A 22,442-nucleotide genomic window follows, 5' to 3' on the forward strand; every position below is an offset into this window, starting at 1 on the left:
CCTTCGACCGGTGGGTGTCAGGCCAGCGTCAGACGCGCTTCAGGGCAGCGTTAACGACGGCCTCCGCAGTAATGCCGAAATGCGGGAAAAGGTCCTTCGCCGGGGCGCTGGCGCCGAAACCGTGCATGCCGACGAATTCGCCATCGCGGCCGATCACGGCATCCCAGCCCCAGCGCACCGCAGCCTCGATCGCGATCTTGACCGGAGCGTTGCCGATGACGGCATTTTGCCGCTCGGCGGGCTGCGCCAGCAGCAATTCCAGCGACGGGACCGAGACGACCCGCGTCGCGATGCCGCGCCCGGCGAGCTGCTTCTGCGCCTCGACCGCGATCTGGACCTCGGAACCGGAGGCGAACAATGACACTTTTGCGTCACCCTGCGCCGCGACCAGCTCGTAGGCGCCGTGGCTGCACGGGTTGTCGTTCGGCGCCGTGGTGCGGAGCTGCGGCAGGTTCTGGCGGGTCAGCGCCAGTACGGTCGGCCCGTCGATCCGGTTGAGCGCGAGTTCCCAGCACTCGGCGGTCTCGACCGCGTCGCAGGGACGGAACACGCGCATGTTGGGCATCGCGCGCAACGCGGAAAGGTGCTCGACCGGCTGGTGCGTCGGGCCGTCCTCGCCGAGGCCGATCGAATCATGGGTCATCACATAGACCACGCCGGTGCCCATCAGCGCCGACAGCCGCATCGCACCGCGCGCATAGTCGGTGAACACCAGGAAGGTGGCGCCGTTCGGCGCGAAGCCGCCATGCAGGAAAATGCCGTTGAGGCACGCCGCCATGCCGTGTTCGCGGATGCCGTAATGGATGAAGCGGCCCTTCGGCGTCTTGGCGGCAAACGCTGTCGCCGACTTCGCCTTGTTGTTGTTGGAGCCGGTGAGGTCGGCGGAGCCGGCCACGAATTCCATCGGCATTGCGGCGGCGATCACTTCGATCGCGGCTTCCGACGATTTGCGGGTCGCGACGTTGAGCGGATTCTCCAACAGGCCCTTCTTGAAGGCGCGCAGCCCCTTGGCGAGCGACTGCGGCCGCTCGTGACGCAGGCGGCGCTCGAACTCGGCGCGCTTGCGGTTGCCGAGCTGCGCGAACTGCTCGTCCCAGGCCTTGTGCTCGGCGCCGCCGCGGGCACCCGCCTCACGCCAGGCCTTCAGCACGTCGTCGGGCACCGAGAACGGCTCGAGCGAAATGCCGAGCTTCTCCTTGGCACCCTTGAGCTCGGCGGCGCCGAGCGCCTCGCCATGCGCTTTCGCGGTGCCGGCCCTGGTCGGCGCGCCGAAGCCGATCGTGGTCTTGCACGCGATCATCGAAGGCTTGCTGGATTTCTGAGCGCGGGTGATCGCAGCGGCAATCGCTTGCGGATCATGGCCGTCGATCAATTCGGCGGCCCAGCCCGCGGACTTGAAGCGCTTCACCTGGTCGACGGAATCGGAGATCGAGGTCGGACCGTCGATCGAGATGCCGTTGTCGTCGTACAGCACGATCATCTTGTTGAGGCGCCAGTGACCGGCCAGCGCGATCGCTTCCTGCGAGATGCCTTCCATCAGGTCGCCGTCGGAGGCGAGCACATAGGTATGATGGTTGACGATCTTCTTGCCGAACTCCGCAGCGAGCATCTTCTCGGCGAGCGCCATGCCGACCGCGGTCGCAATGCCCTGGCCGAGCGGGCCGGTGGTGGTCTCGATGCCCTTGGTGTGGAAATTCTCCGGGTGTCCCGGCGTCAGCGATCCGAGCTGGCGGAAATGCTTGAGCTGGTCGAGCGTCATGTCCTTGTTGCCGGTGAGGTACAGCAAGGCATAGAGCAGCATCGAGCCGTGGCCGGCCGACAGCACGAAGCGGTCGCGATCGGGCCATGCCGTGTCGGCCGCATCGAATTTCAGAAATTTGGTGAACAGGACGGTCGCGATGTCGGCAGCGCCCATCGGCAGGCCGGGATGGCCGGAATTCGCCTTCTCGACGGCGTCCATGGCAAGGCCACGGATCGCATTGGCCATACGGGTGTGATCGACCTGCGTCATGATGAAAAGTCCGCCTGAAATGAGGAGCTGATTGCTGGACGCATCGGGGCGGGCAGCCGCGATACGAGCGTGGATGGCCTTACGGGTTGGCGGGTGGATTAGCACCTCAATTCCGCAAGTCCAAGGCGCTGAAACGCCCCAAAACGGGGAAAAGTTGCTCAAAATGGCCCAATTTCATTGAACGGTGCATAGTTTGGCGCCGCCGTTGCGCTCGGCTCGCTTGCCACGTAAATTTCGTCCGCTAACCGCTTGCCGAACCGCCAGTTTTGCCGTGCGGCAGGCCTGTTTCCACCAGGCTACCCCAGCTAGCCGATTTGAAGGGTCCACACCGCGTGTCATGAGTGATCGTCTCGCCAACGGCTCTGGCAATACCGAGGCACCGCTCGCCGATATCGATGCTGCGACAAGGCGGCTGATGGCAGCGCTCGATGCGCTGGAGAGCTCGGTGGAGCGGCGCCGCGAGGCCGACCGCGACGAAAACGAATTGGCGAGCCGGATCCAGGCGCTCGGCGCCGATCGCTCCAGGCTTGCCGACGAGCTCGACGGATCGCTGGTGAAGACGCGCAAGCTCGAGCGCGTCAATCGCGACATCGCGGAAAAGCTCGATGCGGCGATCGGCACCATTCGCGCCGTGCTCGAGGGCGGAGAAGGCAGATGAGCCACATCAACGTCACCATCAATGGCCGGCAATACCGGATGGCCTGCGAGGAGGGCCAGGAGGTGCGGCTCCTGAAGCTCGCGGAAAATCTCCAGCAGCGCGTCGAATCGCTGCGCGGCAAGTTCGGCGAGATCGGCGATGCGCGGCTCACCGTGATGGCGGCGCTCACCGCCTGCGACGAGCTGGTCGATGCGGGCGCACGGATCCGCAGCCTCGAGGAAGAGCTCGAGCAGCTGCGCAATGCCCGCGTCGCCGCCACCGACCGCGCCCGCGCGACCCAGACCGCGGTCTCCAATGCGCTCAACGCCGCCGCCGAGCGGATCGAGCGCACCACGCAGGTGCTCAACCGCACCATCGGCGGCGGCATCGCGATCGGGTGATCTTGCTTCACCTTGCTCTTGTGGGCAGGCCATCGCAGATGGCTGCGGCCACCTCCCATGGCGCGGGACGGAGCGCGGCTGCACAATTTCTGAATATTAGAATAATGCCGCTGATTTGCCCGACATGTCAAGTTGCCGTGTCGAATGCCGGCAAGCCGCCGGCTCCTTTGCATGGGGTTGTTTTCGATGTTTTGGCAGCGCGCCCCTGCGGAGGGTGAGGAAGATCATACGAGAGCTTGGACTGCGTCAGCCTTACCGCTGGCGGATTGGGGCAACGATGGCTAGATTAGCCCTCGCGAAGCTGCGTCGTGCGTCAGGAGCCATATATCCCCGGGGCCTTATCGATCCTTTAGGGAACTGTCCCTGGCCGGGTCCGTGGACCCGGACATATGGTGCCCACCTACTTTCGTAGGGAACTCCGGGATCGAGCGCTCCAACGGCCTCTGCGGCTTCGCACTGATTTTTGCTGCTGCCTTGTCGTCGTGCTGCGGCGGTTGATTGTGGTGCAGTTTCCCCGCAATGGGTCTCGTCATCGGCTCGCCCGCTGGCAGGCTCCTCGCGGGGTGTCCAGTGCGCCGCGGCCTGGTCAAACGAATGCTAGCGTTTCTGAGTGCCGGCTCGTTCGCGTTTTGCGGACGATGACAGCGGAAGATGGATCATGCACGCATCTCCATCGAAGGCCGAGCTTCGGGCGCTTGCCCTCGCCAAGCGCGACGCGCTGAGCGACGAGCAGCGTGCGGCCGCTGCCGAGGCGCTCGCCAAGCGCGGCGCGCCGTTCGAGATCACGCAAGGCATGATCGTCTCGGGCTATGCGCCGATCCGCAGCGAACTCGATCCGGCGCCGCTGATGAAGAAGCTTGCCGAAAAGGGTGCACGGCTTGCGCTACCCTGCATCAATGCGCGCGGCCAGTCGCTGACCTTCCGCAGCTGGTCGCCGCAGGACCGGCTGATGCTCGGGCCGCTCGGCATTCCCGAGCCGTCGCCGGCGGCCGCCGAGGTGCATCCCGACGTCATGCTGGTGCCGCTCGCGGCATTCGATAAGCTCGGCCACCGCATCGGCTATGGCGCCGGCTATTACGACTATACCTTTGCACATCTGCGCAAGGCCAAGCATGTGATCGGGGTGGGGGTCGCCTTTGCTGCACAGGAAACCAAGGCCATTCCGGCGCTGTCGCACGACGTTCCTCTCGATTATGTGCTAACGGAGCGCAAGACGTTCGATTTCCGGAGTGGTTAGCCTTGCGTATTCTGTTCGTTGGTGACGTCGTCGGCAGGACCGGCCGCACCGCCATATCAGACCATCTTCCCGGCATGATCAGGGACTGGTCGCTCGATCTCGTCGTCGTCAATGGCGAGAACGCCGCCGGCGGCTTCGGCATCACCGAGGCGATCTATCAAGAGCTGCTCGATGCCGGCGCCGATGCGATCACGCTCGGCAACCACGCCTGGAATCAGAAGGAGGCGCTGGTCTTCATCGAGCGCGCGCCACGCCTGATCCGGCCGCTGAATTTCCCGCGCCATTCGCCGGGCCGCGGCGCCACGCTGGTCGACACCAAGAGCGGCAAGCGCGCGCTGATCATCAACGCGATCGGCCGCGTCTTCATGGAGCCGTCCTCGAACGATCCGTTCAGCGCGATCGAGCGCGAGCTCGAGGCCTGCCCGTTGCGCGAAGGCGCCGACGCCATCGTGCTCGATTTCCATGCCGAGGCCACCAGCGAGAAGCAGGGCGTCGGCTTCTTCTGCGACGGCCGCGTCAGCCTCGTGGTCGGGACCCATACCCATGTGCCGACCGCCGATCATCAGGTGCTGCCCGGCGGCACCGCCTATATGAGCGATGCCGGCATGACCGGCGACTATGATTCGGTGATCGGCATGCAGAAGGAGGAGCCGCTGCAGCGTTTCCTCACCGGCATTCCCTCCGGACGTTTCGAGCCGGCCGGAGGCGTTGCGACGCTGAGCGGCGTCGCGGTCGAGACCGACGATGCGACCGGGCTTGCGGTGAAGGTCGCGCCGGTTCGCGCCGGCGGGCGACTCGAGCCCGCGGTGCCGGGGTTCTGGCTGAGCTAGCCTGCGACATCTTGTCGTGCTTTGATGCGCAGTGATTTTTGATGGGGCAGTGATTTTTCGATCCCTGTGATTTTAGCTTCCGGAGATTGCGGTGTCCGAGCGCGTCGAACGTCGTTTGGTGGCCTTGGTAGCGGCCGATGTTGCCGGCTACAGCCGCCTGATGGGCCGCGACGAGGAGCGGACGCTTGGCGACCTGAAGAGTGTCCGCCAGATGCTGGTCGATCCGACCATCGCGGCATGCCGAGGCCGCATCGTCAAGACCACCGGTGACGGGATGTTGGTCGAGTTCGCCAGCGCTGTCGACGCGGCGCGGTGCGCCATTGAGATTCAGCGGGGCATGACCGAACGGAACGTCGCGGTGCCGCCCGATCGCAGAATTGAATTCCGCATCGGCATTCACGTCGGCGACATCATCATCGACAGTGACGATATCTTCGGCGACGGCGTCAACATCGCGGCGCGTCTCGAGGGGATGGCCGACCCCGGCGGAATTTGCATTTCGGACGATGCCCATCGGCAAATCCGAGGCAAGGTCGATATCGATTTCGGTGACATGGGCTCACAGTCGCTGAAGAATATCGCCGAACCGATGCGGGTATGGCAGATCCGGGTCGGCGGCGAGTCTGCCCCGGAGCGCTCGGCAGTGCCCACAGTGCCAGTCCAGCCGCTTCCACTGCCGGACAGGCCGTCGATTGCAGTGCTGCCGTTCGACAACATGAGCGGGGATCGCGAGCAGGATTACTTTGCCGACGGCATGGTCGAGGAGATTATCACGGCGCTGTCGCGGTTCAAATCGCTGTTCGTCATCGCGCGCAATTCGAGCTTCGCCTACAAGGGCAAATCCGTCGATATCAAGCGGGTCGGGCAGGAGCTCGGCGTCCGCTATGTGCTCGAAGGCAGCGTGCGCAAGGCCGGCAACCGTGTCCGCATCACCGGTCAGCTGATAGAGGCCGCGACCGGCAACCATATCTGGGCCGACCGTTTCGACGGCGACCTCGAGGATGTCTTTGGCTTGCAGGACAAGGTCACCTCAAACGTGGTCGGCCTGATCGCGCCGAGGCTCGAACAGGCCGAGTTCGAGCGTGTCAGGCAGAAGCCGACGGACAAGCTGGACAGCTACGACCTCTACCTGCGCGGCATGGCGCTGATTCATCAGCGCACCTCGCTCGCCGATGCCTACAAGCTGTTCAAGCACGCGATCGAGCTCGATCCGCAGTTCGCCGCGGCGCATGCAATGCTGGCGTGGACCTGGATGGCCCGGCAGGCCACCACCGGCTCGCCGCTCGACGGCCCGGAGCGGTTCGAGGCCGTCAAGCACGCACGGTTGGCGTCGCGACTCGGCGAGGAGGATGCGTTCGTGCAGTCGACGGCCGGCCACGTGCTGACCTATCTCGGGCATGACTACGACCTCGGCTCGTCGATGGTCGAGGAGGCGATCACACTGAATCCCAATCTTGGATTCGCCTGGTATTCGCGCGGCTGGGTCTTGCTGATGTGCGGCGAGACCGAACGCGCAATCGAGAGTTTCGACCACATGATCCGGCTTAGTCCGCTCGATCCCTTGCGCGTCAGCGCCTGGATCGGCATGGCGCACGCCTACTTCTGGCTCGAACGTTATGAGGAGGGATGCAAGGTTGCCAGACGGTCGTTGCGCTTCAACTCCAATGCGCATTCATTGGGCGCCTTCATCATCAACGCGATCCGCGCAGGCGATGCGGAGGAGGCGAGAAAGGCGATCGCTCGTTTGTTGCGGGTGCATCCGGGCTTCCGCACCTCGCATATCAGCGAGGCGTTTCCGGTGCGGGATGCCGCACTGCGTGGCGAGATCGGCGCCGCGTTGCGCGACGCAGGATTGCCGGAATAGCCAAGGCGTTTCGAGCGAAGTGGATTCCGGTGCGCGTGAAGAAAGCGCGTCCAAACAACGAGCCCTAGCCCTGCCGGAAGCCCATCCGGAACGCGCCCCAGTGGCGGCCGTTCACGAAGATCGGCGACGACACGTCCTTCATCAGCACGAATTTGCCGCCGCCCATGTCGCGGCGATAGGTCTGCAGCAGGAACGGCTTGGTATTGGCCGCGACCTTGCTCACCGCGCGGTCGTTGAACAGCCGGCGGTTGCGGCAATTGGCGTTGTTCCACACCGGGTCCGGTCCCTGCGGCAGCCGGTAATTCGGATTGTGGGTCGGCAGATAGCCGCTCCGCGCCCAGGCGACGCAGAACACGATGCGCGGATCGGTCTTCTGGATCGGATCCTGGATCGCAGGCAGCACGCGGTCGGTGAAGCTGACATAGTCGGTCAGATATTGCTTCGGATTGGTGCCCGCGATCTCGCGATATTTCTCGTCCATCAACTGCGCGAGCGTGATCTCGCCGCTTGCGATGGCCTGCTCGAACAGCTCCGAGATCTGTTTCGCGGTGTCGATCACGACGCGGATCAGCGGCGCATCACTGGTCTCGACGCCGCTGTCGGCGATGGTCACGATCAGGCTCTCGGACAGCTCGAGCAGCTTTGCGACGCGGCCGTCGGCGTGCTTGAGGTCGCGCGAGGAGAGATCGACGCCCTTGGCGAGCTCGTTCAGCTCCGCGATCACGGTGTCGCAATGACCGAGATTGGAGGTCGCGGCGCGCGCCACGCTGCCGATCTCGGCGCCGACGGATGAAAAGCCCTCCTGCACGCGCATGATGATGCCCGATATCTGCCGGGCGCCTTCGCCGGCGCTCTTGGCGCGCAGCGAGGCGTCGCTGCTCTCGCCGATCAGGCTGCCGATCTGACCGTCGAGATCGCGTACGGTGTCGGAAATCTGATGCGTCGCCTGGCGCGTCGCCTCGGCAAGGTTCTTCACCTCGCTTGCGACCACGGCAAAGCCGCGGCCGGCATTGCCGGCACGCGCGGCCTCGATCGTGGCGTTGAGCGCCAGCAGATTGGTCTGCTTGGCGATCGCCTCGATCGAACCGGAGACCTTGGCGACCTGGCTCAGCGCGGAGCCGACCGCGGCGAGCCGCGCCTCGATCCGTCCGACCGCCGCGACGAGCTCTGCGATATGGCTGACCGCCGTCTCGACCGCGTTGCGCGATTCGGCGATCTGGCCAACCGCGGCGGCTGCGGTCGTTTGCACCGCCTGCGATGCATTGGCGATGTCGTGATTGGCCGAGACCATGATCTCGGCGGTCTCCTGCAAATGATGGAACCGCTCCGACTGGCTGGAGACGCGGTTCGCGACCTCCTGGACGTTGCCGGCGATGTCGGCAAGCTCGACCCCGAGGCCGCCGATCCGGTCGGCGAGCTGGTCGACCAGCCGTTCGGCCAGTGTCCGGTTCGATGACGTATCCAGCACTGCAAGCTGCGCCGCCGACATGTCGCGTTTCCTCCGTTACAGCAGTCCGTCACGCCGCTGCAGCATTCCCCATTCCAGTCTAAAGCGTGATTCGCTCCGCCGGTCTTGCCTGAGCGTGCACTCGCGCTTGGTCAAAGCTTGTAGGCGGTGCGGAAGGCGCCCCAGTGCCGGCCGCGGACGCGGATCGGCACGTCGATCTCGCGCATCATCACGGTGGTGCCGTTGCCCATGTCGCGCGCATAGCTTTGAACCAAATAGGCGCGCTGATTTTGCGCGGCGGCGAGGCCCGCGGGATCGTTGAAGATACGACGATTGCGGCAATTGGCGGTGTTGTAGGCCACGTCGCCCGGCCGCTGCGGCTGCGAATAGATCTTGTTATGGACCGGCAGATAGCCGTTCCGGTCGACCGTGGCGCAGAACGCCAGGCGCTTGTCCTTGGCGAGGAACGCCTCGAGCAGAGCGGGCAGCGAGCGATCCCCCCAATCCAGCATTTTGGTGCGATACTGCACGGGGTTGGTGCCTGATATCTCGACATAGTCGGTGTCGAACATGTCGGCGAGCGTGATCGCGCCGCTTGCCAGTCCGTCCTCGAAGAGCTTGCTCAGCGTGCGACCCGCTTCCATCGCGCGGGTGACGAGTTCGGCGTTCTCCTCGTGAATCGCCCACATCCGGTCTTCGATCTTCTCGCGCAGCGTGGCGGTCGCCGCCTCGAAGCGCGCCTGGCTGCCTGCCTTGGAGCGATCGCCGATCCTGATCCGGCAGGCGCCGACGTCCTGCAAGGTCGCGGTCAGGGTCTCATGGGCCGGCAGCCTCTCGGCATCCGGCCCGCCGATCAGGATGCCGTCCATCGCGATCTCGTAGACCGGCGCGGTGATCATGCCGCGCGCGGTCGTGATCTCGATCGTGAGGCTGCACGGCAGGCGCTGGTTCTTGCGCGGATCGCCGCGCTCGTCCTGGCGCAGCAGCACTGCACAGCGCGCCTTCAGCTTCTGGGCGAAGGCGGTCACCGCCTTGCCGGCCTTGGCGACATTGTCGCCGTGCGCGGCCGCTTCGCGGGTTGCCGAGTCGATCTCGCCGGCGCTGGTGCCGACCGAGACGATGAAGTGGGAGGCGGAGGCCGCGTTCTGGCCCATCTCGCCGGTGATCTGGTTCTGCTCGGCGACCGCGCCGTTGACGTTCTCGAACACCGGACGGATCTTTTCGATCGCCTGCGAGATGCGGTGGACGGCGTCCGCCGATCCGGTGGCGTCCTTCTGCAACGCCTCGATCTTGCGCGTGATCTCTTCGGTCGCGCTCTGGGTCTGCACCGCCAGCGCCTTGACCTCGGTGGCGACCACCGCAAAACCCTTGCCGGCGGCGCCGGCGCGCGCCGCTTCGATCGTCGAGTTGAGCGCCAGCAGCGTGGTCTGCCGCGCGATCTGCGCGATCAGATTGACGACATTACCGATCGCGGCCGAGGATTCGCGCAAGCGATCGACATTGGCGGTGGCCTCGCGCGCCGCCGCCGCGGCGTCGTCGGCGAGCTGGCTGGCGCTGCGCACTTGCGCGCCGATGCCTTCGGCGGAATGGGTGAAGCGGTCGGCGGCTTCGGAGAACGTCGTCGCGGTGCTCTGCGCATCGCTGCTGCGGCCGGTCAGCGCGTCGGTGCGGGCGCGGATGGTCGCGAGCTTGGCTGCCGTCGCCTCGGCGCCGTCGGCCACCGAGCCTGCGGCGCGCTCGAGCTGGCGGATCATCGCGCCGAGCTCGAGTTCCAGCAGCTCCAGGATTTCCCCGGACGAATCCTTGGCCGAATCAGTCTCGGTCGGGACTTCAGCCGCAGCGGCCGCGGTTGGAACCTGCGGCGCGGCCGGCTCCGGCATTTGCTTTCGAAACAAACCGAACGCCATGGGGATGGGGGCTCTTGGAAAGTTGCGGCGGGACGGGGTGATCCTCGCATCCGGGCATGAAGTCATGGTTAACAAGTGCCTCATATTCCGGCTTGCGGTAGTATTCCCCCGCCGGACGTCCCCTGCCGACCTTTGATTTTGACCGCCAGGGGCCTATAAGGCCGCGTTTTCCACCCCTGTTCAGACCCTACGCTCGAAGAGACGTCGCATGGCCGGCCATTCCCAATTCAAGAACATCATGCACCGCAAGGGCCGGCAGGATGCCCAGAAGTCGAAGCTTTTCGGCAAGCTAGCCCGCGAAATCACCGTGGCGGCCAAGCTCGGCACCCCGGACCCGGCGATGAACCCGCGGCTGCGCGCCGCCGTGGTCGCAGCGCGGGCCGAGAACATGCCCAAGGACAATATCGACCGCGCCATCAAGAAGGCCCTGGGCAGTGAGGGCGAGAACTATGACGAGATCCGCTACGAGGGCTATGGCCCCGGCGGCGTCGCCGTCATCGTCGAGGCGCTGACCGACAACCGCAACCGCGCCGCTTCCGACGTCCGCTCGTTCTTCACCAAGTCGGGCGGCAATCTCGGCGAAACCGGCTCGGTCGCCTTCATGTTCGACCGTACCGGCATCATCGAATACGATGCCAAGGTCGCTTCCGACGATGCCATGCTGGACGCCGCGATCGAGGCCGGCGCCGACGACGTGGTCTCGAGCGAAGCCGGTCACGAGGTCTACGCCTCGCAGGAGACCTTCCGCGAAGTCGCAAAGGCGCTGGAAGCGAAGTTTGGCGAGCCGCGCAAGGCGGCGCTGACCTGGAAGCCGCAGAACACCGTCGCGGTCGACGACGAGACCGGCGAAAAGCTGCTGAAGCTGATGGACCTGCTCAACGAGCACGACGACGTGCAGAACGTGTACGCCAATTTCGAGGTGTCCGACGCGCTGCTCGCGAAGATGGGCGGGTAAGCGCCCGTTCATCACCCCGAACTCCGTTGTCATCGCCCGGTTCGCTTCGGGCGATCCAGTATTCCAGAGACCGTCGTTTGATCCGCGAGGCCGCAGCGTACTGGATACCCCCGCTTTTGCCGGGGATGACAAGCAAGGATGGGATGACGAGCGAGGCCGAGCACAACGACCGCGGCAGGGGACGGACCTCCGTTTGTGTTTCGTTCTCCCCGCGCAGGCGGTATCACTAGCCCATGACATCGCAGCCGATTCGCTCTCCCGTCCGCATCATCGGTATCGATCCGGGTCTCCGCCGGACCGGCTGGGGCGTGATCGAGACCGAGGGCAACCGTCTGGTCTACATCGGCTGCGGTTCGGTCGAGCCGCCGGACGACCTGCCGCTGGCGAGCCGGCTGCTCGCGATCCATGAGGGGCTTGCCGCCGTGCTCGGCGACTACCGACCGGCAGAGGCTGCGGTCGAGCAGACCTTCGTCAACAAGGACGGCGTTGCCACGCTGAAGCTCGGCCAGGCGCGTGGCGTCGCCATGCTGGCGCCCGCAATGTTCGGTATCTCGGTGGCCGAATACGCGCCGAACCAGGTCAAGAAGACCGTGGTCGGCGCCGGACATGCCGAGAAGAGCCAGATCCAGGTGATGCTGAAGATCCTGTTGCCGAAAGCCGAGCCGCCGTCCGCCGACGCCGCCGACGCGCTCGCGGTCGCGATCACTCACGCCCATCATCGCCAGAGCACCGCGCTGCGGCTCAGGGTGGCGAGCCTATGATCGGCAAGCTCAAGGGCCTGATCGATTCCTATGGCGAGGATTACGTGATCCTCGACGTCGGCGGCGTCGGCTATCAGGTGCATTGCGCCAGCCGTACGCTGCAGGCGCTGCCACAGCCGGGCGGCGCGGCCGTGCTTTCGATCGAGACCTATGTCCGTGAGGACCAGATCAAGCTGTTCGGCTTCCGCAGCGATCTCGAGCGCGAGTGGTTTCGCCTGTTGCAGACCGTGCAGGGCGTCGGCGCCAAGGTCGCGCTCGCGGTGCTCGGCACGTTGCCGCCGACCGATCTCGCCAATGCGATCGCGCTGCGCGACAAGGCGGCGGTGGCGCGGACGCCGGGGGTCGGGCCGAAGGTTGCCGAGCGCATCGTCAGCGAGTTGAAGGACAAGGCGCCGGGCTTCGCCGATGTCGATCCCGCGGTGGTGCACCTGTCCGGCGCGATCGACAACAACCGCGCGCCGCGCCCGGTGACGGATGCGATCTCCGCGCTGGTCAATCTCGGCTACGGCCAGCCGCAGGCCGCCGCCGCTATCGCCGCCGCCTCCCGCAGCGCCGGCGAGAAGGCCGAGACCGCGCAGCTGATCCGGCTGGGCCTGAAGGAATTGTCGAAGTGAGGGTGGATCGGCAGGCCGGAGCGGCTGCAAAGTCGAAGAGCCGTTCGCTGACATGGTGGGCCTACGCCCTGATTGTCATCTTTTGCGGCTGCCTGATCACGGGAGTCCTGGTCTTGTTCGGCCTGTCCGCCTCATGGTGCTTGCTGAGCCGCGTGGCGCGGTGTTTCTCGGTTCAGCACGATACGCTTGACGTTGCGTTGCTTGGCTTGAAAATCTGGTCGATGCCCGCAATCTTCGTGGCGACGCTGGTTGCTGCAGTCGGTCAAATTCGCGGCGGCGTGGTCTGGTGGAATGTTCTTATTGCCGCAGCGCTGTCGATGCTAATGAGCAGCGTCGTGATATCCGGATCGGCGGAGTTGACTGCATTTCCAGTGCTGCTGGCCACAACTCTGGTGCTCTTCGTGGGAGTTCAATTGTCACGATTGATCAGCAACCGGTTCAGCGGCTATCCGATATGAACACGCCCTCGCGCATGGTCACGCCCGAACGCCGCTCCGACGATGTCGGCGACACTGCGCTGCGTCCGCAGTCGCTGTCGGAGTTCGTCGGCCAAGCCCAGGCGCGCAAGAATCTCTCGATCTTCATCGAGGCGGCGAAGAAGCGCGGCGAGGCGCTCGATCACGTGCTGTTCGTCGGTCCACCGGGCCTCGGCAAGACCACGCTGGCGCAGATCGTCGCGCGCGAGCTCGGTGTCGGCTTCCGTGCCACCTCCGGCCCTGTGATCGCGAAGGCCGGCGATCTCGCGGCGCTGCTCACCAATCTGGAAGAGCGCGACGTGCTGTTCATCGACGAGATCCATCGCCTGAGCCCGGCGGTCGAGGAAGTGCTCTATCCCGCGATGGAGGATTTCCAGCTCGATTTGATCATCGGCGAGGGCCCTGCGGCGCGCTCGGTGAAGATCGAGCTGTCGAAATTCACGCTGGTCGGCGCGACGACGCGCGCAGGCCTGCTCACCAATCCGCTGCGCGACCGCTTCGGCATTCCGATCCGGCTCAATTTCTACACCGAGGAAGAGCTGGAGAAAATCGTCACCCGCGGCGCCCGCGTGCTGAACATCGGCATGAGCCCTGACGGCGCCAACGAGATCGCGCGCCGCGCCCGCGGCACGCCGCGCATCGCCGGCCGCCTGCTGCGCCGCGTGCGCGACTTTGCCTCCGCGGCCGATGCCGAAGCCATCGATCGCGGCATCGCCGACCGGGCGCTGAGTGCGCTCGAGGTCGATAGCGCCGGGCTCGATGCGATGGACCGGCGCTATCTCACCACCATCGCCTTGAACTATGGCGGCGGTCCGGTCGGCGTCGAGACCATGGCGGCGGCGCTGTCTGAGCCGCGCGATGCGATCGAGGACATCATCGAGCCCTATCTGATCCAGTGCGGCTATCTGCAGCGGACCCCGCGCGGCCGGCTCCTGACCTCGCATGCCTTCCGCCATCTCGGCCTCGCCGAGCCGAACCGCGATCCCTCGCAGTTCGGCCTGTTCGGCGGCAATGGCGACGACGACTAAGCATGATCCGGAAAAGTGCGAAGCGGTTTTCCGGTGAAGATCATGCTCAAACAAAATGCCTCGCTCTCGAAGACGTGAAAAGGCGTGTTGATGCGGCGCGTCACGCCTCACGGTAACCTTGCCCACTAAACATTGCGACGTCTCTGCAGGTTGTCTGCACAAACGCGGCCCAATTTCACTCCAATCCAAGGGCCTATCCTGGATCAGGTATCACCGATCAAACGTCCATGATTTCACGTCGTCATTTTCTTCGCGGGTTCGGCGGAATGACCGCCGCGACCGCCTCGACCGGGGCCTACGGCCTGAGCGAGCCGGTCGTCCGGCTCACGCTGACGCGCTACGATCTGTCGCCGCGGCATTGGCCTTCGGACTTTCCGCTCAAGATCGCCGCGATCGCCGACATTCACGCCTGCGATCCATGGATGTCGCTCGATCGCATCGCCGAGATCGTCGAGCGCACCAACGCGCTGAACCCGGACATCATCGTGCTGCTGGGCGACTATGTCGCGGGGCTGCGCCACGTCACCCGCTTCATTCCGGCCTCCGAATGGGCGGCGGTGCTGAAGCACTTGAAGGCGCCGCTCGGCGTCCATGCCGTGCTCGGCAATCACGACTATTGGGACGACAAGACGGTGCAGCGGCAGGGGCAGGGCACCCCCGTCGCGCGCCGTGCACTGGAGCGCGCGGGCATCCCGGTCTACGAGAACGACACGGTGCGGCTGGTCAAGGACGGCCGTCCGTTCTGGCTCGCCGGTCTTGGCGATCAGCTCGCCTATCTGCCGGCGCGGCGCTATCGCGAGGTCCGGCGCATCGGGGTTGACGATCTCAACGCGACGCTTGCAAAAGTCACCGACGATGCGCCGGTGATCCTGCTCGCGCATGAGCCCGACGTCGCGCTCCGCGTACCCTCGCGCGTCGCGCTACAGCTGTCCGGCCACACCCATGGCGGCCAGATCCGGCTGCTCGGATGGTCGCCCGCGGTGCCGGTGAAGCACGGCATGCGGCTCGCCTATGGCCACATCAAGCTGAAATGCGACGTGGTCGTCTCCGGCGGCCTTGGCTGCAGCATCATGCCGTTCCGCCTCGGCGTGCCACCCGAGATCGTGCAGGTCACGCTCGGCGCAAAGGGGCCTGTGGTGTCCTGATCGTGCTTGCGTGATCGCGCAATTTGCGTAACACGATTGTCTTTCCGAGAGCGATCGAGGGGCCGCAATTGACCTTACCCCATATTGACGGTGCGATCCGCGATGGCCGACACCATATGCAGGTCCGTGTCTATTACGAAGACACCGATTTTTCCGGCATCGTTTACCACGCCAATTACCTGCGCTTCATGGAGCGCGGGCGCACCAATCATCTCCGATTGATGGGCGCCGAACAGAACGCGCTGTTCGAGGAGGCGCAGGAGGAGACCGGCGGCTTCGCCTTTGTGGTGCGCTCGATGACGCTCGACTTCCTGAAGCCCGCGCGGATGGACGACATGCTCGACGTCGTGACCTGGCCGATCGCGGTGAAGGGCGCCTCCATCATGCTCGCCCAGGAGGTCAGGCGCGGCGATGACGTGCTTGTGAAGGCGCAGGTGCGCGTTGCCTTCGTTAGTCAGGGCAGGGCACAGCCGATTCCGAAGTCCATCCGTGCGCTGATGAAGGCCGATATGGCCTAGCTATGGGGCGATAGGAAACGGCCTATCGACTCTTCATCCGGCGACGATAGATTTGCGCATGACAAACCAACCGCGAGGGATCGCCGATGTCACGCCCGCCGCTGCCGCCCTTTACCCGCGAGACCGCCGCGCAGAAGGCGCGCATGGCGGAAGATGCCTGGAATTCGCGCGACCCCGTTCGGGTTGCCGGCGCCTATACCGAGGACAGCCGCTGGCGCAATCGCTCCGAGGTGTTTGCCGGCCGCGAGGCGATCGTGGCCTTCCTGACCCGCAAATGGGAAAAGGAGCGGGAGTATCGCCTGATCAAGGATCTCTGGGCGTTCGACGGCAACCGCATCGCGGTGCGCTTCCAGTACGAATGGCACGACGCCGGCGGCAACTGGTTTCGCTCCTACGGCAACGAGCAGTGGGAGTTCGACGAGCACGGCCTGATGCGCCGGCGCGAGGCCTCGATCAACGACATCGCGATCTCAGAGAAGGACCGCCGCTTCCACTGGCCTGCGCCGGGCCCGCGTCCGGCCGATGTTCCGGGGTTGGGGGATAGTCCGTTCTAAAGCGGGATGAGTTTGGTTGAATCGGCCTGCCGTGTTTTCGGTTCACCTCTCCCCGCCGGGGAGAGGTCGGATTGCGAAGCAATCCGGGTGAGGGCTCCTGCTCTCTCGATAGACCGTAACCCCTCACCCGATTTGCTGCGCAAATCGACCTCTCCCAAGGGAGAGGTGAACTTTCGACGCCGTTCCAGCTCAACCTAATCTCATCGCGCTTTAGTTGTCGTCCCGGCGAAGACCGGGACGACGCATGGTAAGAGACCGCCTTATGCCGCCGCCTTGTGCCGCGCGATCTCGGCCTTGTAGAGCTCGAACTCCTCCGCGACCGCCTTCGCGACAGACGGCCGGGTTCGCAGGCGCTCGTAATAGGCCTTCAGCGCCGGCCATTTCGCCAGTTCGATCGGCGGCGTCGCCATGGTCCAGTTGATGACCGTGACGAGATAGGCGTCAGCGACGCTGAAATGATCGAGCAAATACTCGCGGCCTTTCAGGTGATCCTCGACATAGTCGAGCCGCGAGACGTATTTCTCCAGCGCGTAGGCCTTGGCATCCGGCGGCGCCTTCTTGTCGAGCAGCGGCAGGAACAGGCCCTTGTGCAGCTCGGTGCCGATGAAGGTAAGCGCGAATTTCTCCGCACCTTTTGCTTTTGAGAGTCCTGATGCATGAGGTGTCCACCAAAATAGGTGGACACCTTGTGATGAGCGACGATGATCAGAAACTGCGGGTCAGGCTTGTCGGCCGGAACGGTCGCCGGCGCTACGAGGCGGCATCGAAAGAGCGTCTTGTCGCGGCCTGCCTTGAGCCTGGGGTTTCGGTATCGAGGCTTGCACTCGAACATGGGGTCAACGCGAACCTCCTTCGGAAGTGGATCAAGAAGCACAGCGCGACCAGGTCGCTGCCGCCGTCCTCACGCCCGGCGTTCATCCCGGTTCAGCTTGAGGGGAAGTCCGAGCGGGACCTGTCGCGAAAAGACAGCGTGGCGACGGTTGATTTGCCGGCTTACGATGAAGTGCGTGGTTCGGAACCCAAAGGGACTCCAGCTTTTTGTTCTCCGGCCAAAGTGAGCGTGTCGCTGCCGAATGGCGTGAAGCTCGCGCTGGAATGCGGCGATGTGGATGCATTGACGGCGATCATCGGAGCGCTGGGCGATGTTTAGACTGGGCGATGACCTGCAGGTCTATCTGCACCGTGAGCCGATCGACTTCCGGGCTGGCATCAACAGCCTTGCGGTCCTGGTCCAGGAGACGATGGCGCTCGATCCATTCACTCCGGCGGTTTTTGCGTTCTGCAATCGCCGTTGCGACCGGATGAAGCTTCTGTTCTTCGATCGGTCCGGCTTTGTACTGGTCCTGAAGCGGCTGACCGAAGACAGGTTCCGATGGCCGCGCCGCCAGGAGGCGATCGTCACGCTGACGACGGAGCAATTGCACTGGATCCTTGACGGCATCGATATCGATGCGATGGTCCGCCATCCGGTGCGGCAATATCAGGTTGCCGGCTGAGCTCTCGAGTTGAGCGGTTGACGCGTCGGTACGGTTCAGATTCAAGAATTCGATGAATCGAACCGGCGATCCGAGTGTTGAAGTGCTGTTGGCACGCATTGCTGCGCTGCAGGCGGAGAACCATCAACTCGCCGACCGCGTCGCCAAGCTCGAGGAAGAACTGGCGCTGGCACGCCTGCATCGTTTTGCGCCGCGCAGCGAAAAGCATGTTGATCGTCTCTTCAATGAAGCCGAGCAGGCCTCCGATGAGGAGGACGCCGGCAGTGAAACGAACAATATCGCCGAACTTCCGGACACGGGCTTGCCACCCGTCGAAAACACAATGGGAAAGAAGCGCGGCCGCAAGCCGCTGCCGGGGAACCTACCTCGTGAGCGCGTCGAGTATGACCTGTCCGACGATCAGAAGGCGTGTCCTTGCTGCCGTGGCCAGATGCATCGCATGGGCGAGGCTGTCACCGAGCAACTTCATATCGAGGTGAAGGCGAAGGTTTTACAGAATGTGCGCTTCAAATATGCGTGCCGCCATTGCGATCGCACCGGGATCCACGCCCCTGTCGTGACCGCGCCGATGCCGCCGCAACCATTGCCGGGCAGCGTTGCCACGCCCTCGACGCTGGCGTTCGCGCTGGTTCACAAATATGTCGATGGCACGCCGCTCTACCGCCTGGCGCAGGCCTTCGAACGTGCAGGTGTTCCTGTCAGCCGCGGCGCTTTGGGCCACTGGGTGATTGGCTCGAGCGAGAAGCATCTGCATCGCATCTACGACGCCCTGAAGCTGCGGCTCAGATCACAACCTCTCATCCATGGCGACGAGACAACGGTTCAGGTCCTCAAGGAGAAGGACAAACGGGCCACCAGCACATCGTACATGTGGGCTTATCGCAGCGGCAAGGGCAGCCACGAGCCGATCGTTCTTCTGGATTATCAGCCGGGCCGCGGCCAAATCCACCCGCAAGCCTTCCTCGGCGATTACCGTGGCATTGTAATGAGTGACGGCTATACCGCATGGCGCACGCTGGAAGGGGCCACCCACATTGGATGCATGGCCCACTCCCGGCGGCGCTTTGTCGATGCCCTCAAAGCCAGGAAGAAGGGCGGCGGTCCGCCCGAGCAAGCGCTGCGGTTCTTTGAACAGCTCTACCGGGTTGAAAGGCGGGCGTGGGACGGAATACCGGAGAAGGGTGAAACACAGGCCTACTGCATTCGCCGCTTCCGCCAGCAACATAGTGTCCCCATCCTCAATGCTCTCAAAGTATGGCTCGATGACATGGCCCCGAAGGTCTTGCCTGACAGCAAGCTCGGCGACGCCGTATCCTACACCCGAAACCAATGGGAATATCTGACGCGCTACACCGGGGACGGCAGCATGCCGATTGACAACAATCTTCTGGAGCGCGACATCAGGGTTTTTGCAACTGGCAGGAAGAGTTGGTTGTTCAGCGATACCGTGGACGGAGCCAAGGCCAGTGCCGTCGTCTATAGCCTGATGCTGACCTGCCGCGCCTCACGTGTCGAGCCGTTAGCGTGGTTGCGCCACGTCCTCACCGAATTGCCTCAGCGCGCCGGCGACGCCGATATTACAGACCTGCTGCCCTTCAACTTCCACAAAGCCGCCACTGCCTGAACGGCTCGGTATCGCCCGATACCAGGGCAATCCATCAAAACCGCCGGCGTGCGAAGAAAATCGCGCTTACCGATGAAGCACAGCCATTGATGCAGTTTTGAACGCTCGGCGTTCGACGCGGTGCCGAGGCCGGCCCGCGGGAACTGGTCGGCGACATATTGCAGGATCGCTGCGTTCTCGGTCAGCACGACGCCGTCGTCGGTGCGCAGCGTCGGCACCAGCCCGAGCGGGTTGACCTTGTTGAAGTCAGAGCCGTCGTTGCGCACCTGCTTGGTCTTCGGATCGACCTCGAGATAGTTGGCCGGCTGGCCGGCTTCTTAGAGCGCGACGCGGGTCGCCATCGAGCAGGCGAGCGGCGAGAAATAAAGGTCCATTGGTGCCTCCTTGGGGCGGTCTGGCGCGGATGTCCCGGCCGTTGTTGATTTTTGTACTGTCCTGGATAATATTGATGCGGTCAAGGAATTAAATGCGAAATGGTACAAAAAACTAACAAGCCGCCATCTGCTGCCAAAATCGCAGCGCCTGTCGCGCCGAAGCGGCGCGGGCGGCCGCGCGCCTATGAGCCCGAGGTCGCGCTCGGCAAGGCGCTCGATCTATTCCGCCGCGACGGCTTCGCCGCGACCTCGCTCGATGATCTCAGCGCTGCGACCGGCATGAACCGGCCGAGCCTCTATGGCGCGTTCGGCGACAAGCGCGAGCTCTACATCAAGAGCTACCAGCGCTACCGCGATGACGCGCGCGCGGCGATGGTCGATATCTTCCGTGCCGATGCGCCGCTGCGCGAGCGGCTCGAGCGCATCTACCGGATCGCGCTCGACATCTATCTCTCCGGCGAGTCCGGCCCGCGCGGCTGCTTCACGGTGATGACGGCCGCGTCCGAGGCGGTGTCGGATCCGGGCATCCGCACCATGGTGGTCGAGGGCCTGACCGAGCTCGACAAGGCGTTCGGCATCTGCTTCCGCCATGCCAAGGAGCGCGGCGAACTGCCAGAGGGCGCCGATCCGGCATCGCTGGCGCATCTTGCCTCGGCGACCATCCACACCATCGCGATCCGTGCCCGCGCCCGCGTGCCGCGCGGGGAACTCGAGGCGATCGTGAAGGGCGCCCTCGACGTGCTGTGCGCGGCCAAATAGCCGCGGCGAAATTTCTTACCGATCAAATGTCGGGCGATGTTCTTCGCGCCCGTCTTCCGTAAGGTCCCTCAACTCACGGAAGCGGAATATCATGGGAAAAGTCAGGACTTCAGCATTCTCGGTCTCGATCGACGGATTTGGCGCCGCGTCACGGCAGAGCCTCGAAAATCCATTCGGCGAAGGTGGCATGGTGCTGCCTGCCTGGTTCCTCGGGACGCGGACGTTTCGCCAGACCTTCGGCCAGGATGGCGGCAGCACCGGTCTCGATGACGAGATCGCGCGCAAGTCGATGGAAAATATCGGCGCCTGGATTTTGGGCCGTAATATGTTCGGCCCGATCCGCGGACCGTGGCCGGATGATGCCTGGAAAGGCTGGTGGGGCGACAATCCGCCGTATCACACGCCGGTGTTCGTGCTGACCCATCACGCGCGGCCCGACATCGAGATGGAAGGCGGGACGACGTTTCACTTCGTGACATCAGGAATTGCCGAAGCGCTCGAGCGCGCGCGTGATGTTGCGCAGGGCAAGGACATCAGGGTCGGCGGCGGCGTTTCGCTAGTGCGCCAGTTCCTGCAAGCGCGTTTGCTCGACGAGCTGCAATTGGCGCTGTCGCCGGTGCTGCTCGGCTCGGGCGAGAATCTGTTCGCGGGCCTCGATCTTCCTACCCTCGGCTATGGCGTCGTCGCGCATGTCGCGAGCCCGAACGCCACGCACGTCACCTTCGCGCGCAAGACATCCTGAACGGTTCACGCCCGCGTCAGCGGCCAAAAATTGGCCGTTGACGCGGGCGCCGTTTGGTCGTACTTAACCCAAAGGTTATTTAACCTATGAGCTAAGTACATGCCGCCCGATCCCCTCAGTTCGACCTTCGCGGCGCTGGCCGATCCGACCCGGCGCGCGATCCTGGCGCGGCTCGCGCTCGGAGAGACCTCGGTGATGGAGCTGGCAAAGCCGTTCGACATGAGTCTGCCGGCGATCTCAAAGCACCTGAAGGTGCTGGAGCATGCCGGGTTGATCTCGCGCGGGCGCGAGGCGCAGTGGCGGCCGTGCCGCATCGCGCCCGCGTCGTTCAAAGAGGTCGACGGCTGGCTCGGGAATTTCCGCCGCTTCTGGGACGAGAGCTTCAATCGCCTCGACGGCCTGCTCGAGGAGATGAAGGCGGAGGAGGCCGCGAAGGCCCCGCCGCGCAGCAACCGCAAAGTCAGAGTAAAGGAGAAGCAACGTGGACGCACGCGTGGATAAGACGCTGAGGATCACCACCCCGTCGGATTTCGAGTTCGCCATGACGCGCCAGTTCGACGCGCCGCGGCGCTTCGTGTTCGACGCCATGACGAAGCCCGAATACGTCGTGCGTTGGCTCGGCTGCGAGCAGCTCACAATGCCGGTGTGCCAGATCGACCTGCGCGTCGGCGGCGCCTATCGGTTCGTGTTCCGGTCGTCCGACGGCGTCGAGCACACCCTCACCGGCACCTATCGCGAAGTGGTGCGCCCGGAGCGGCTGGCATTCGGCGAAACCTTTGCGATGCCGGGCTTCACCAGCGACGAATATCTGGTCACCTCGACCTTCGTCGAGGAGGGCGGCACGACCACGCTGACGACGACGATCCGCCATCCCACCAAGGAGGCGCGTGACGGCCATCTCGATTCCGGCATCGACAAGGGCGTCGAGCCCGCCTACGACCGGCTCGCTGAGGTCGTGGCCGAGATGGCGTGAGCAGCCACGGCGCCGTCATTGCGAGGAGCAACGCGACGAAGCAATCCATCGTGCCGCACATGCGGAGGCATGGATTGCTTCGCTCCATC

Annotated in this window: 23 protein-coding genes, 1 other RNA gene and 2 pseudogenes; 21 read left to right on the top strand and 5 right to left on the bottom strand. The window is 64.4% G+C overall.

Annotated elements, in window-relative coordinates; genetic code table 11:
- Nucleotides 1-28: 28 nt before the first annotated feature.
- Nucleotides 29-2,011: a transketolase gene (tkt, locus tag HU230_RS39465; protein WP_176533605.1), complete on the bottom strand. Its 1,983-nt coding sequence runs from the start codon at nucleotides 2,009-2,011 to the stop codon at nucleotides 29-31.
- Between the two features lie 337 nt (nucleotides 2,012-2,348).
- Between tkt and HU230_RS39470 the strand changes: the two genes are divergently transcribed.
- From HU230_RS39470 to HU230_RS39495, 6 genes are all read left to right on the top strand, one after another.
- Nucleotides 2,349-2,669, top strand: a complete 321-nt coding sequence (locus HU230_RS39470) for a DUF4164 domain-containing protein (RefSeq protein ID WP_092123643.1) — start codon at nucleotides 2,349-2,351, stop codon at nucleotides 2,667-2,669.
- Complete coding sequence (locus HU230_RS39475; protein WP_176533604.1) at nucleotides 2,666-3,049, top strand: cell division protein ZapA; 384 nt, start codon at nucleotides 2,666-2,668, stop codon at nucleotides 3,047-3,049. Before HU230_RS39470 ends, HU230_RS39475 begins: the two co-directional genes overlap by 4 nt.
- 295 nt (nucleotides 3,050-3,344) lie before the next feature.
- Nucleotides 3,345-3,505, top strand: a non-coding RNA gene (gene ssrS / locus HU230_RS39480) — 6S RNA.
- Between the two features lie 202 nt (nucleotides 3,506-3,707).
- Nucleotides 3,708-4,286: a 5-formyltetrahydrofolate cyclo-ligase gene (locus HU230_RS39485; protein ID WP_176533603.1), complete on the top strand. Its 579-nt coding sequence runs from the start codon at nucleotides 3,708-3,710 to the stop codon at nucleotides 4,284-4,286.
- A gap of 2 nt (nucleotides 4,287-4,288) precedes the next feature.
- On the top strand, nucleotides 4,289-5,116 hold the full coding sequence (locus HU230_RS39490; RefSeq protein ID WP_176533602.1) for a TIGR00282 family metallophosphoesterase: 828 nt from the start codon (nucleotides 4,289-4,291) through the stop codon (nucleotides 5,114-5,116).
- A gap of 91 nt (nucleotides 5,117-5,207) precedes the next feature.
- Nucleotides 5,208-6,980 (top strand): adenylate/guanylate cyclase domain-containing protein, encoded by a 1,773-nt coding sequence (locus HU230_RS39495; RefSeq protein ID WP_224944038.1) that lies wholly within the window; start codon nucleotides 5,208-5,210, stop codon nucleotides 6,978-6,980.
- A 64-nt stretch (nucleotides 6,981-7,044) separates the two neighbouring features.
- Here the strand turns inward: HU230_RS39495 and HU230_RS39500 are convergent, their stop codons facing one another.
- Together HU230_RS39500 and HU230_RS39505 are read right to left on the bottom strand one after the other, a co-directional pair.
- Nucleotides 7,045-8,469: a methyl-accepting chemotaxis protein gene (locus tag HU230_RS39500; RefSeq protein ID WP_176533601.1), complete on the bottom strand. Its 1,425-nt coding sequence runs from the start codon at nucleotides 8,467-8,469 to the stop codon at nucleotides 7,045-7,047.
- Between the two features lie 110 nt (nucleotides 8,470-8,579).
- On the bottom strand, nucleotides 8,580-10,334 hold the full coding sequence (locus tag HU230_RS39505) for a methyl-accepting chemotaxis protein (RefSeq protein WP_176533600.1): 1,755 nt from the start codon (nucleotides 10,332-10,334) through the stop codon (nucleotides 8,580-8,582).
- A gap of 208 nt (nucleotides 10,335-10,542) precedes the next feature.
- On the opposite strand from HU230_RS39505, the gene HU230_RS39510 reads away from it, so the two are divergent.
- From HU230_RS39510 to HU230_RS39545, 8 genes are all read left to right on the top strand, one after another.
- Nucleotides 10,543-11,289 carry a YebC/PmpR family DNA-binding transcriptional regulator gene (locus HU230_RS39510; RefSeq protein ID WP_176533599.1) on the top strand — a complete coding sequence of 249 codons (747 nt, stop codon included), beginning with the start codon at nucleotides 10,543-10,545 and terminating at the stop codon, nucleotides 11,287-11,289.
- Between the two features lie 233 nt (nucleotides 11,290-11,522).
- Complete coding sequence (gene ruvC, locus HU230_RS39515) at nucleotides 11,523-12,050, top strand: crossover junction endodeoxyribonuclease RuvC (protein WP_176533598.1); 528 nt, start codon at nucleotides 11,523-11,525, stop codon at nucleotides 12,048-12,050.
- On the top strand, nucleotides 12,047-12,664 hold the full coding sequence (gene ruvA / locus HU230_RS39520; RefSeq protein ID WP_176533597.1) for a Holliday junction branch migration protein RuvA: 618 nt from the start codon (nucleotides 12,047-12,049) through the stop codon (nucleotides 12,662-12,664). Before ruvC ends, ruvA begins: the two co-directional genes overlap by 4 nt.
- Nucleotides 12,665-12,666: 2 nt before the next feature.
- Nucleotides 12,667-13,122 carry a hypothetical protein gene (locus tag HU230_RS39525; protein WP_176533596.1) on the top strand — a complete coding sequence of 152 codons (456 nt, stop codon included), beginning with the start codon at nucleotides 12,667-12,669 and terminating at the stop codon, nucleotides 13,120-13,122.
- On the top strand, nucleotides 13,119-14,168 hold the full coding sequence (gene ruvB / locus HU230_RS39530) for a Holliday junction branch migration DNA helicase RuvB (RefSeq protein ID WP_176533595.1): 1,050 nt from the start codon (nucleotides 13,119-13,121) through the stop codon (nucleotides 14,166-14,168). The genes HU230_RS39525 and ruvB overlap by 4 nt, the downstream gene beginning before the upstream one ends.
- 227 nt (nucleotides 14,169-14,395) lie before the next feature.
- Nucleotides 14,396-15,313: a metallophosphoesterase gene (locus tag HU230_RS39535; protein WP_176533594.1), complete on the top strand. Its 918-nt coding sequence runs from the start codon at nucleotides 14,396-14,398 to the stop codon at nucleotides 15,311-15,313.
- A gap of 116 nt (nucleotides 15,314-15,429) precedes the next feature.
- Nucleotides 15,430-15,831 (top strand): tol-pal system-associated acyl-CoA thioesterase, encoded by a 402-nt coding sequence (gene ybgC, locus HU230_RS39540; protein WP_420831845.1) that lies wholly within the window; start codon nucleotides 15,430-15,432, stop codon nucleotides 15,829-15,831.
- Between the two features lie 86 nt (nucleotides 15,832-15,917).
- The gene (locus tag HU230_RS39545; RefSeq protein ID WP_176533592.1) at nucleotides 15,918-16,385 is read left to right on the top strand and encodes a nuclear transport factor 2 family protein; all 468 of its coding nucleotides are present in this window, start codon (nucleotides 15,918-15,920) and stop codon (nucleotides 16,383-16,385) included.
- 260 nt (nucleotides 16,386-16,645) lie between these two features.
- On the opposite strand, the pseudogene HU230_RS39550 reads toward HU230_RS39545, so the two are convergent.
- Nucleotides 16,646-17,038 (bottom strand): annotated as a pseudogene (locus HU230_RS39550) (glutathione binding-like protein); the annotation flags it as partial.
- 38 nt (nucleotides 17,039-17,076) lie between these two features.
- On the opposite strand from HU230_RS39550, the gene tnpA reads away from it, so the two are divergent.
- From tnpA to tnpC, 3 genes are read left to right on the top strand one after another with little or no spacing between them, the layout of a single operon-like run.
- Nucleotides 17,077-17,535, top strand: coding sequence for an IS66-like element accessory protein TnpA (gene tnpA, locus HU230_RS39555; protein ID WP_166073826.1), 459 nt, complete (start codon nucleotides 17,077-17,079; stop codon nucleotides 17,533-17,535).
- Nucleotides 17,528-17,881 (top strand): IS66 family insertion sequence element accessory protein TnpB, encoded by a 354-nt coding sequence (gene tnpB, locus HU230_RS39560; RefSeq protein ID WP_166073804.1) that lies wholly within the window; start codon nucleotides 17,528-17,530, stop codon nucleotides 17,879-17,881. The genes tnpA and tnpB overlap by 8 nt, the downstream gene beginning before the upstream one ends.
- Before the next feature lie 52 nt (nucleotides 17,882-17,933).
- Nucleotides 17,934-19,505 (top strand): IS66 family transposase, encoded by a 1,572-nt coding sequence (gene tnpC / locus HU230_RS39565; RefSeq protein ID WP_166213725.1) that lies wholly within the window; start codon nucleotides 17,934-17,936, stop codon nucleotides 19,503-19,505.
- A 68-nt stretch (nucleotides 19,506-19,573) separates the two neighbouring features.
- Here tnpC and HU230_RS39570 read toward each other — a convergent pair.
- Nucleotides 19,574-19,879 (bottom strand): annotated as a pseudogene (locus tag HU230_RS39570) (glutathione S-transferase N-terminal domain-containing protein); the annotation flags it as partial.
- Nucleotides 19,880-19,978: 99 nt separating this feature from the next.
- On the opposite strand from HU230_RS39570, the gene HU230_RS39575 reads away from it, so the two are divergent.
- The 4 genes from HU230_RS39575 to HU230_RS39590 all read left to right on the top strand — a co-directional run bounded on the left by HU230_RS39575 (nucleotide 19,979) and on the right by HU230_RS39590 (nucleotide 22,353).
- Nucleotides 19,979-20,638, top strand: coding sequence for a TetR/AcrR family transcriptional regulator (locus HU230_RS39575; RefSeq protein ID WP_176533591.1), 660 nt, complete (start codon nucleotides 19,979-19,981; stop codon nucleotides 20,636-20,638).
- Nucleotides 20,639-20,729: 91 nt separating this feature from the next.
- The gene (locus tag HU230_RS39580) at nucleotides 20,730-21,380 is read left to right on the top strand and encodes a dihydrofolate reductase family protein (RefSeq protein ID WP_176533590.1); all 651 of its coding nucleotides are present in this window, start codon (nucleotides 20,730-20,732) and stop codon (nucleotides 21,378-21,380) included.
- A 99-nt stretch (nucleotides 21,381-21,479) separates the two neighbouring features.
- Nucleotides 21,480-21,881 (top strand): ArsR/SmtB family transcription factor, encoded by a 402-nt coding sequence (locus tag HU230_RS39585; RefSeq protein ID WP_176533589.1) that lies wholly within the window; start codon nucleotides 21,480-21,482, stop codon nucleotides 21,879-21,881.
- Nucleotides 21,874-22,353 (top strand): SRPBCC domain-containing protein, encoded by a 480-nt coding sequence (locus tag HU230_RS39590; protein WP_176533588.1) that lies wholly within the window; start codon nucleotides 21,874-21,876, stop codon nucleotides 22,351-22,353. The genes HU230_RS39585 and HU230_RS39590 overlap by 8 nt, the downstream gene beginning before the upstream one ends.
- Nucleotides 22,354-22,442: the final 89 nt, after the last annotated feature.

This window comes from Bradyrhizobium quebecense, from assembly GCF_013373795.3.
In the GTDB taxonomy this organism is placed as follows: Bacteria; Pseudomonadota; Alphaproteobacteria; order Rhizobiales; family Xanthobacteraceae; genus Bradyrhizobium; species Bradyrhizobium quebecense.

Excerpts from the sequence above, each read along its gene's own strand:
- ruvA (WP_176533597.1), top strand. The coding sequence starts at position 12,047 with ATGATCGGCAAGCTCAAGGGCCTGATCGATTCCTATGGCGAGGATTAC.
- ruvC (WP_176533598.1), top strand. The coding sequence starts at position 11,523 with ATGACATCGCAGCCGATTCGCTCTCCCGTCCGCATCATCGGTATCGAT.
- ruvB (WP_176533595.1), top strand. The coding sequence starts at position 13,119 with ATGAACACGCCCTCGCGCATGGTCACGCCCGAACGCCGCTCCGACGAT.
- tnpA (WP_166073826.1), top strand. The coding sequence starts at position 17,077 with ATGAGCGACGATGATCAGAAACTGCGGGTCAGGCTTGTCGGCCGGAAC.
- HU230_RS39485 (WP_176533603.1), top strand. The coding sequence starts at position 3,708 with ATGCACGCATCTCCATCGAAGGCCGAGCTTCGGGCGCTTGCCCTCGCC.
- HU230_RS39500 (WP_176533601.1), bottom strand. The coding sequence starts at position 8,469 with ATGTCGGCGGCGCAGCTTGCAGTGCTGGATACGTCATCGAACCGGACA.
- HU230_RS39510 (WP_176533599.1), top strand. The coding sequence starts at position 10,543 with ATGGCCGGCCATTCCCAATTCAAGAACATCATGCACCGCAAGGGCCGG.
- HU230_RS39475 (WP_176533604.1), top strand. The coding sequence starts at position 2,666 with ATGAGCCACATCAACGTCACCATCAATGGCCGGCAATACCGGATGGCC.
- HU230_RS39535 (WP_176533594.1), top strand. The coding sequence starts at position 14,396 with ATGATTTCACGTCGTCATTTTCTTCGCGGGTTCGGCGGAATGACCGCC.
- tkt (WP_176533605.1), bottom strand. The coding sequence starts at position 2,011 with ATGACGCAGGTCGATCACACCCGTATGGCCAATGCGATCCGTGGCCTT.
- HU230_RS39575 (WP_176533591.1), top strand. The coding sequence starts at position 19,979 with ATGGTACAAAAAACTAACAAGCCGCCATCTGCTGCCAAAATCGCAGCG.
- tnpB (WP_166073804.1), top strand. The coding sequence starts at position 17,528 with ATGTTTAGACTGGGCGATGACCTGCAGGTCTATCTGCACCGTGAGCCG.
- HU230_RS39505 (WP_176533600.1), bottom strand. The coding sequence starts at position 10,334 with ATGGCGTTCGGTTTGTTTCGAAAGCAAATGCCGGAGCCGGCCGCGCCG.
- tnpC (WP_166213725.1), top strand. The coding sequence starts at position 17,934 with ATGAATCGAACCGGCGATCCGAGTGTTGAAGTGCTGTTGGCACGCATT.
- HU230_RS39580 (WP_176533590.1), top strand. The coding sequence starts at position 20,730 with ATGGGAAAAGTCAGGACTTCAGCATTCTCGGTCTCGATCGACGGATTT.
- ybgC (WP_420831845.1), top strand. The coding sequence starts at position 15,430 with ATGCAGGTCCGTGTCTATTACGAAGACACCGATTTTTCCGGCATCGTT.
- HU230_RS39470 (WP_092123643.1), top strand. The coding sequence starts at position 2,349 with ATGAGTGATCGTCTCGCCAACGGCTCTGGCAATACCGAGGCACCGCTC.
- HU230_RS39585 (WP_176533589.1), top strand. The coding sequence starts at position 21,480 with ATGCCGCCCGATCCCCTCAGTTCGACCTTCGCGGCGCTGGCCGATCCG.
- HU230_RS39545 (WP_176533592.1), top strand. The coding sequence starts at position 15,918 with ATGTCACGCCCGCCGCTGCCGCCCTTTACCCGCGAGACCGCCGCGCAG.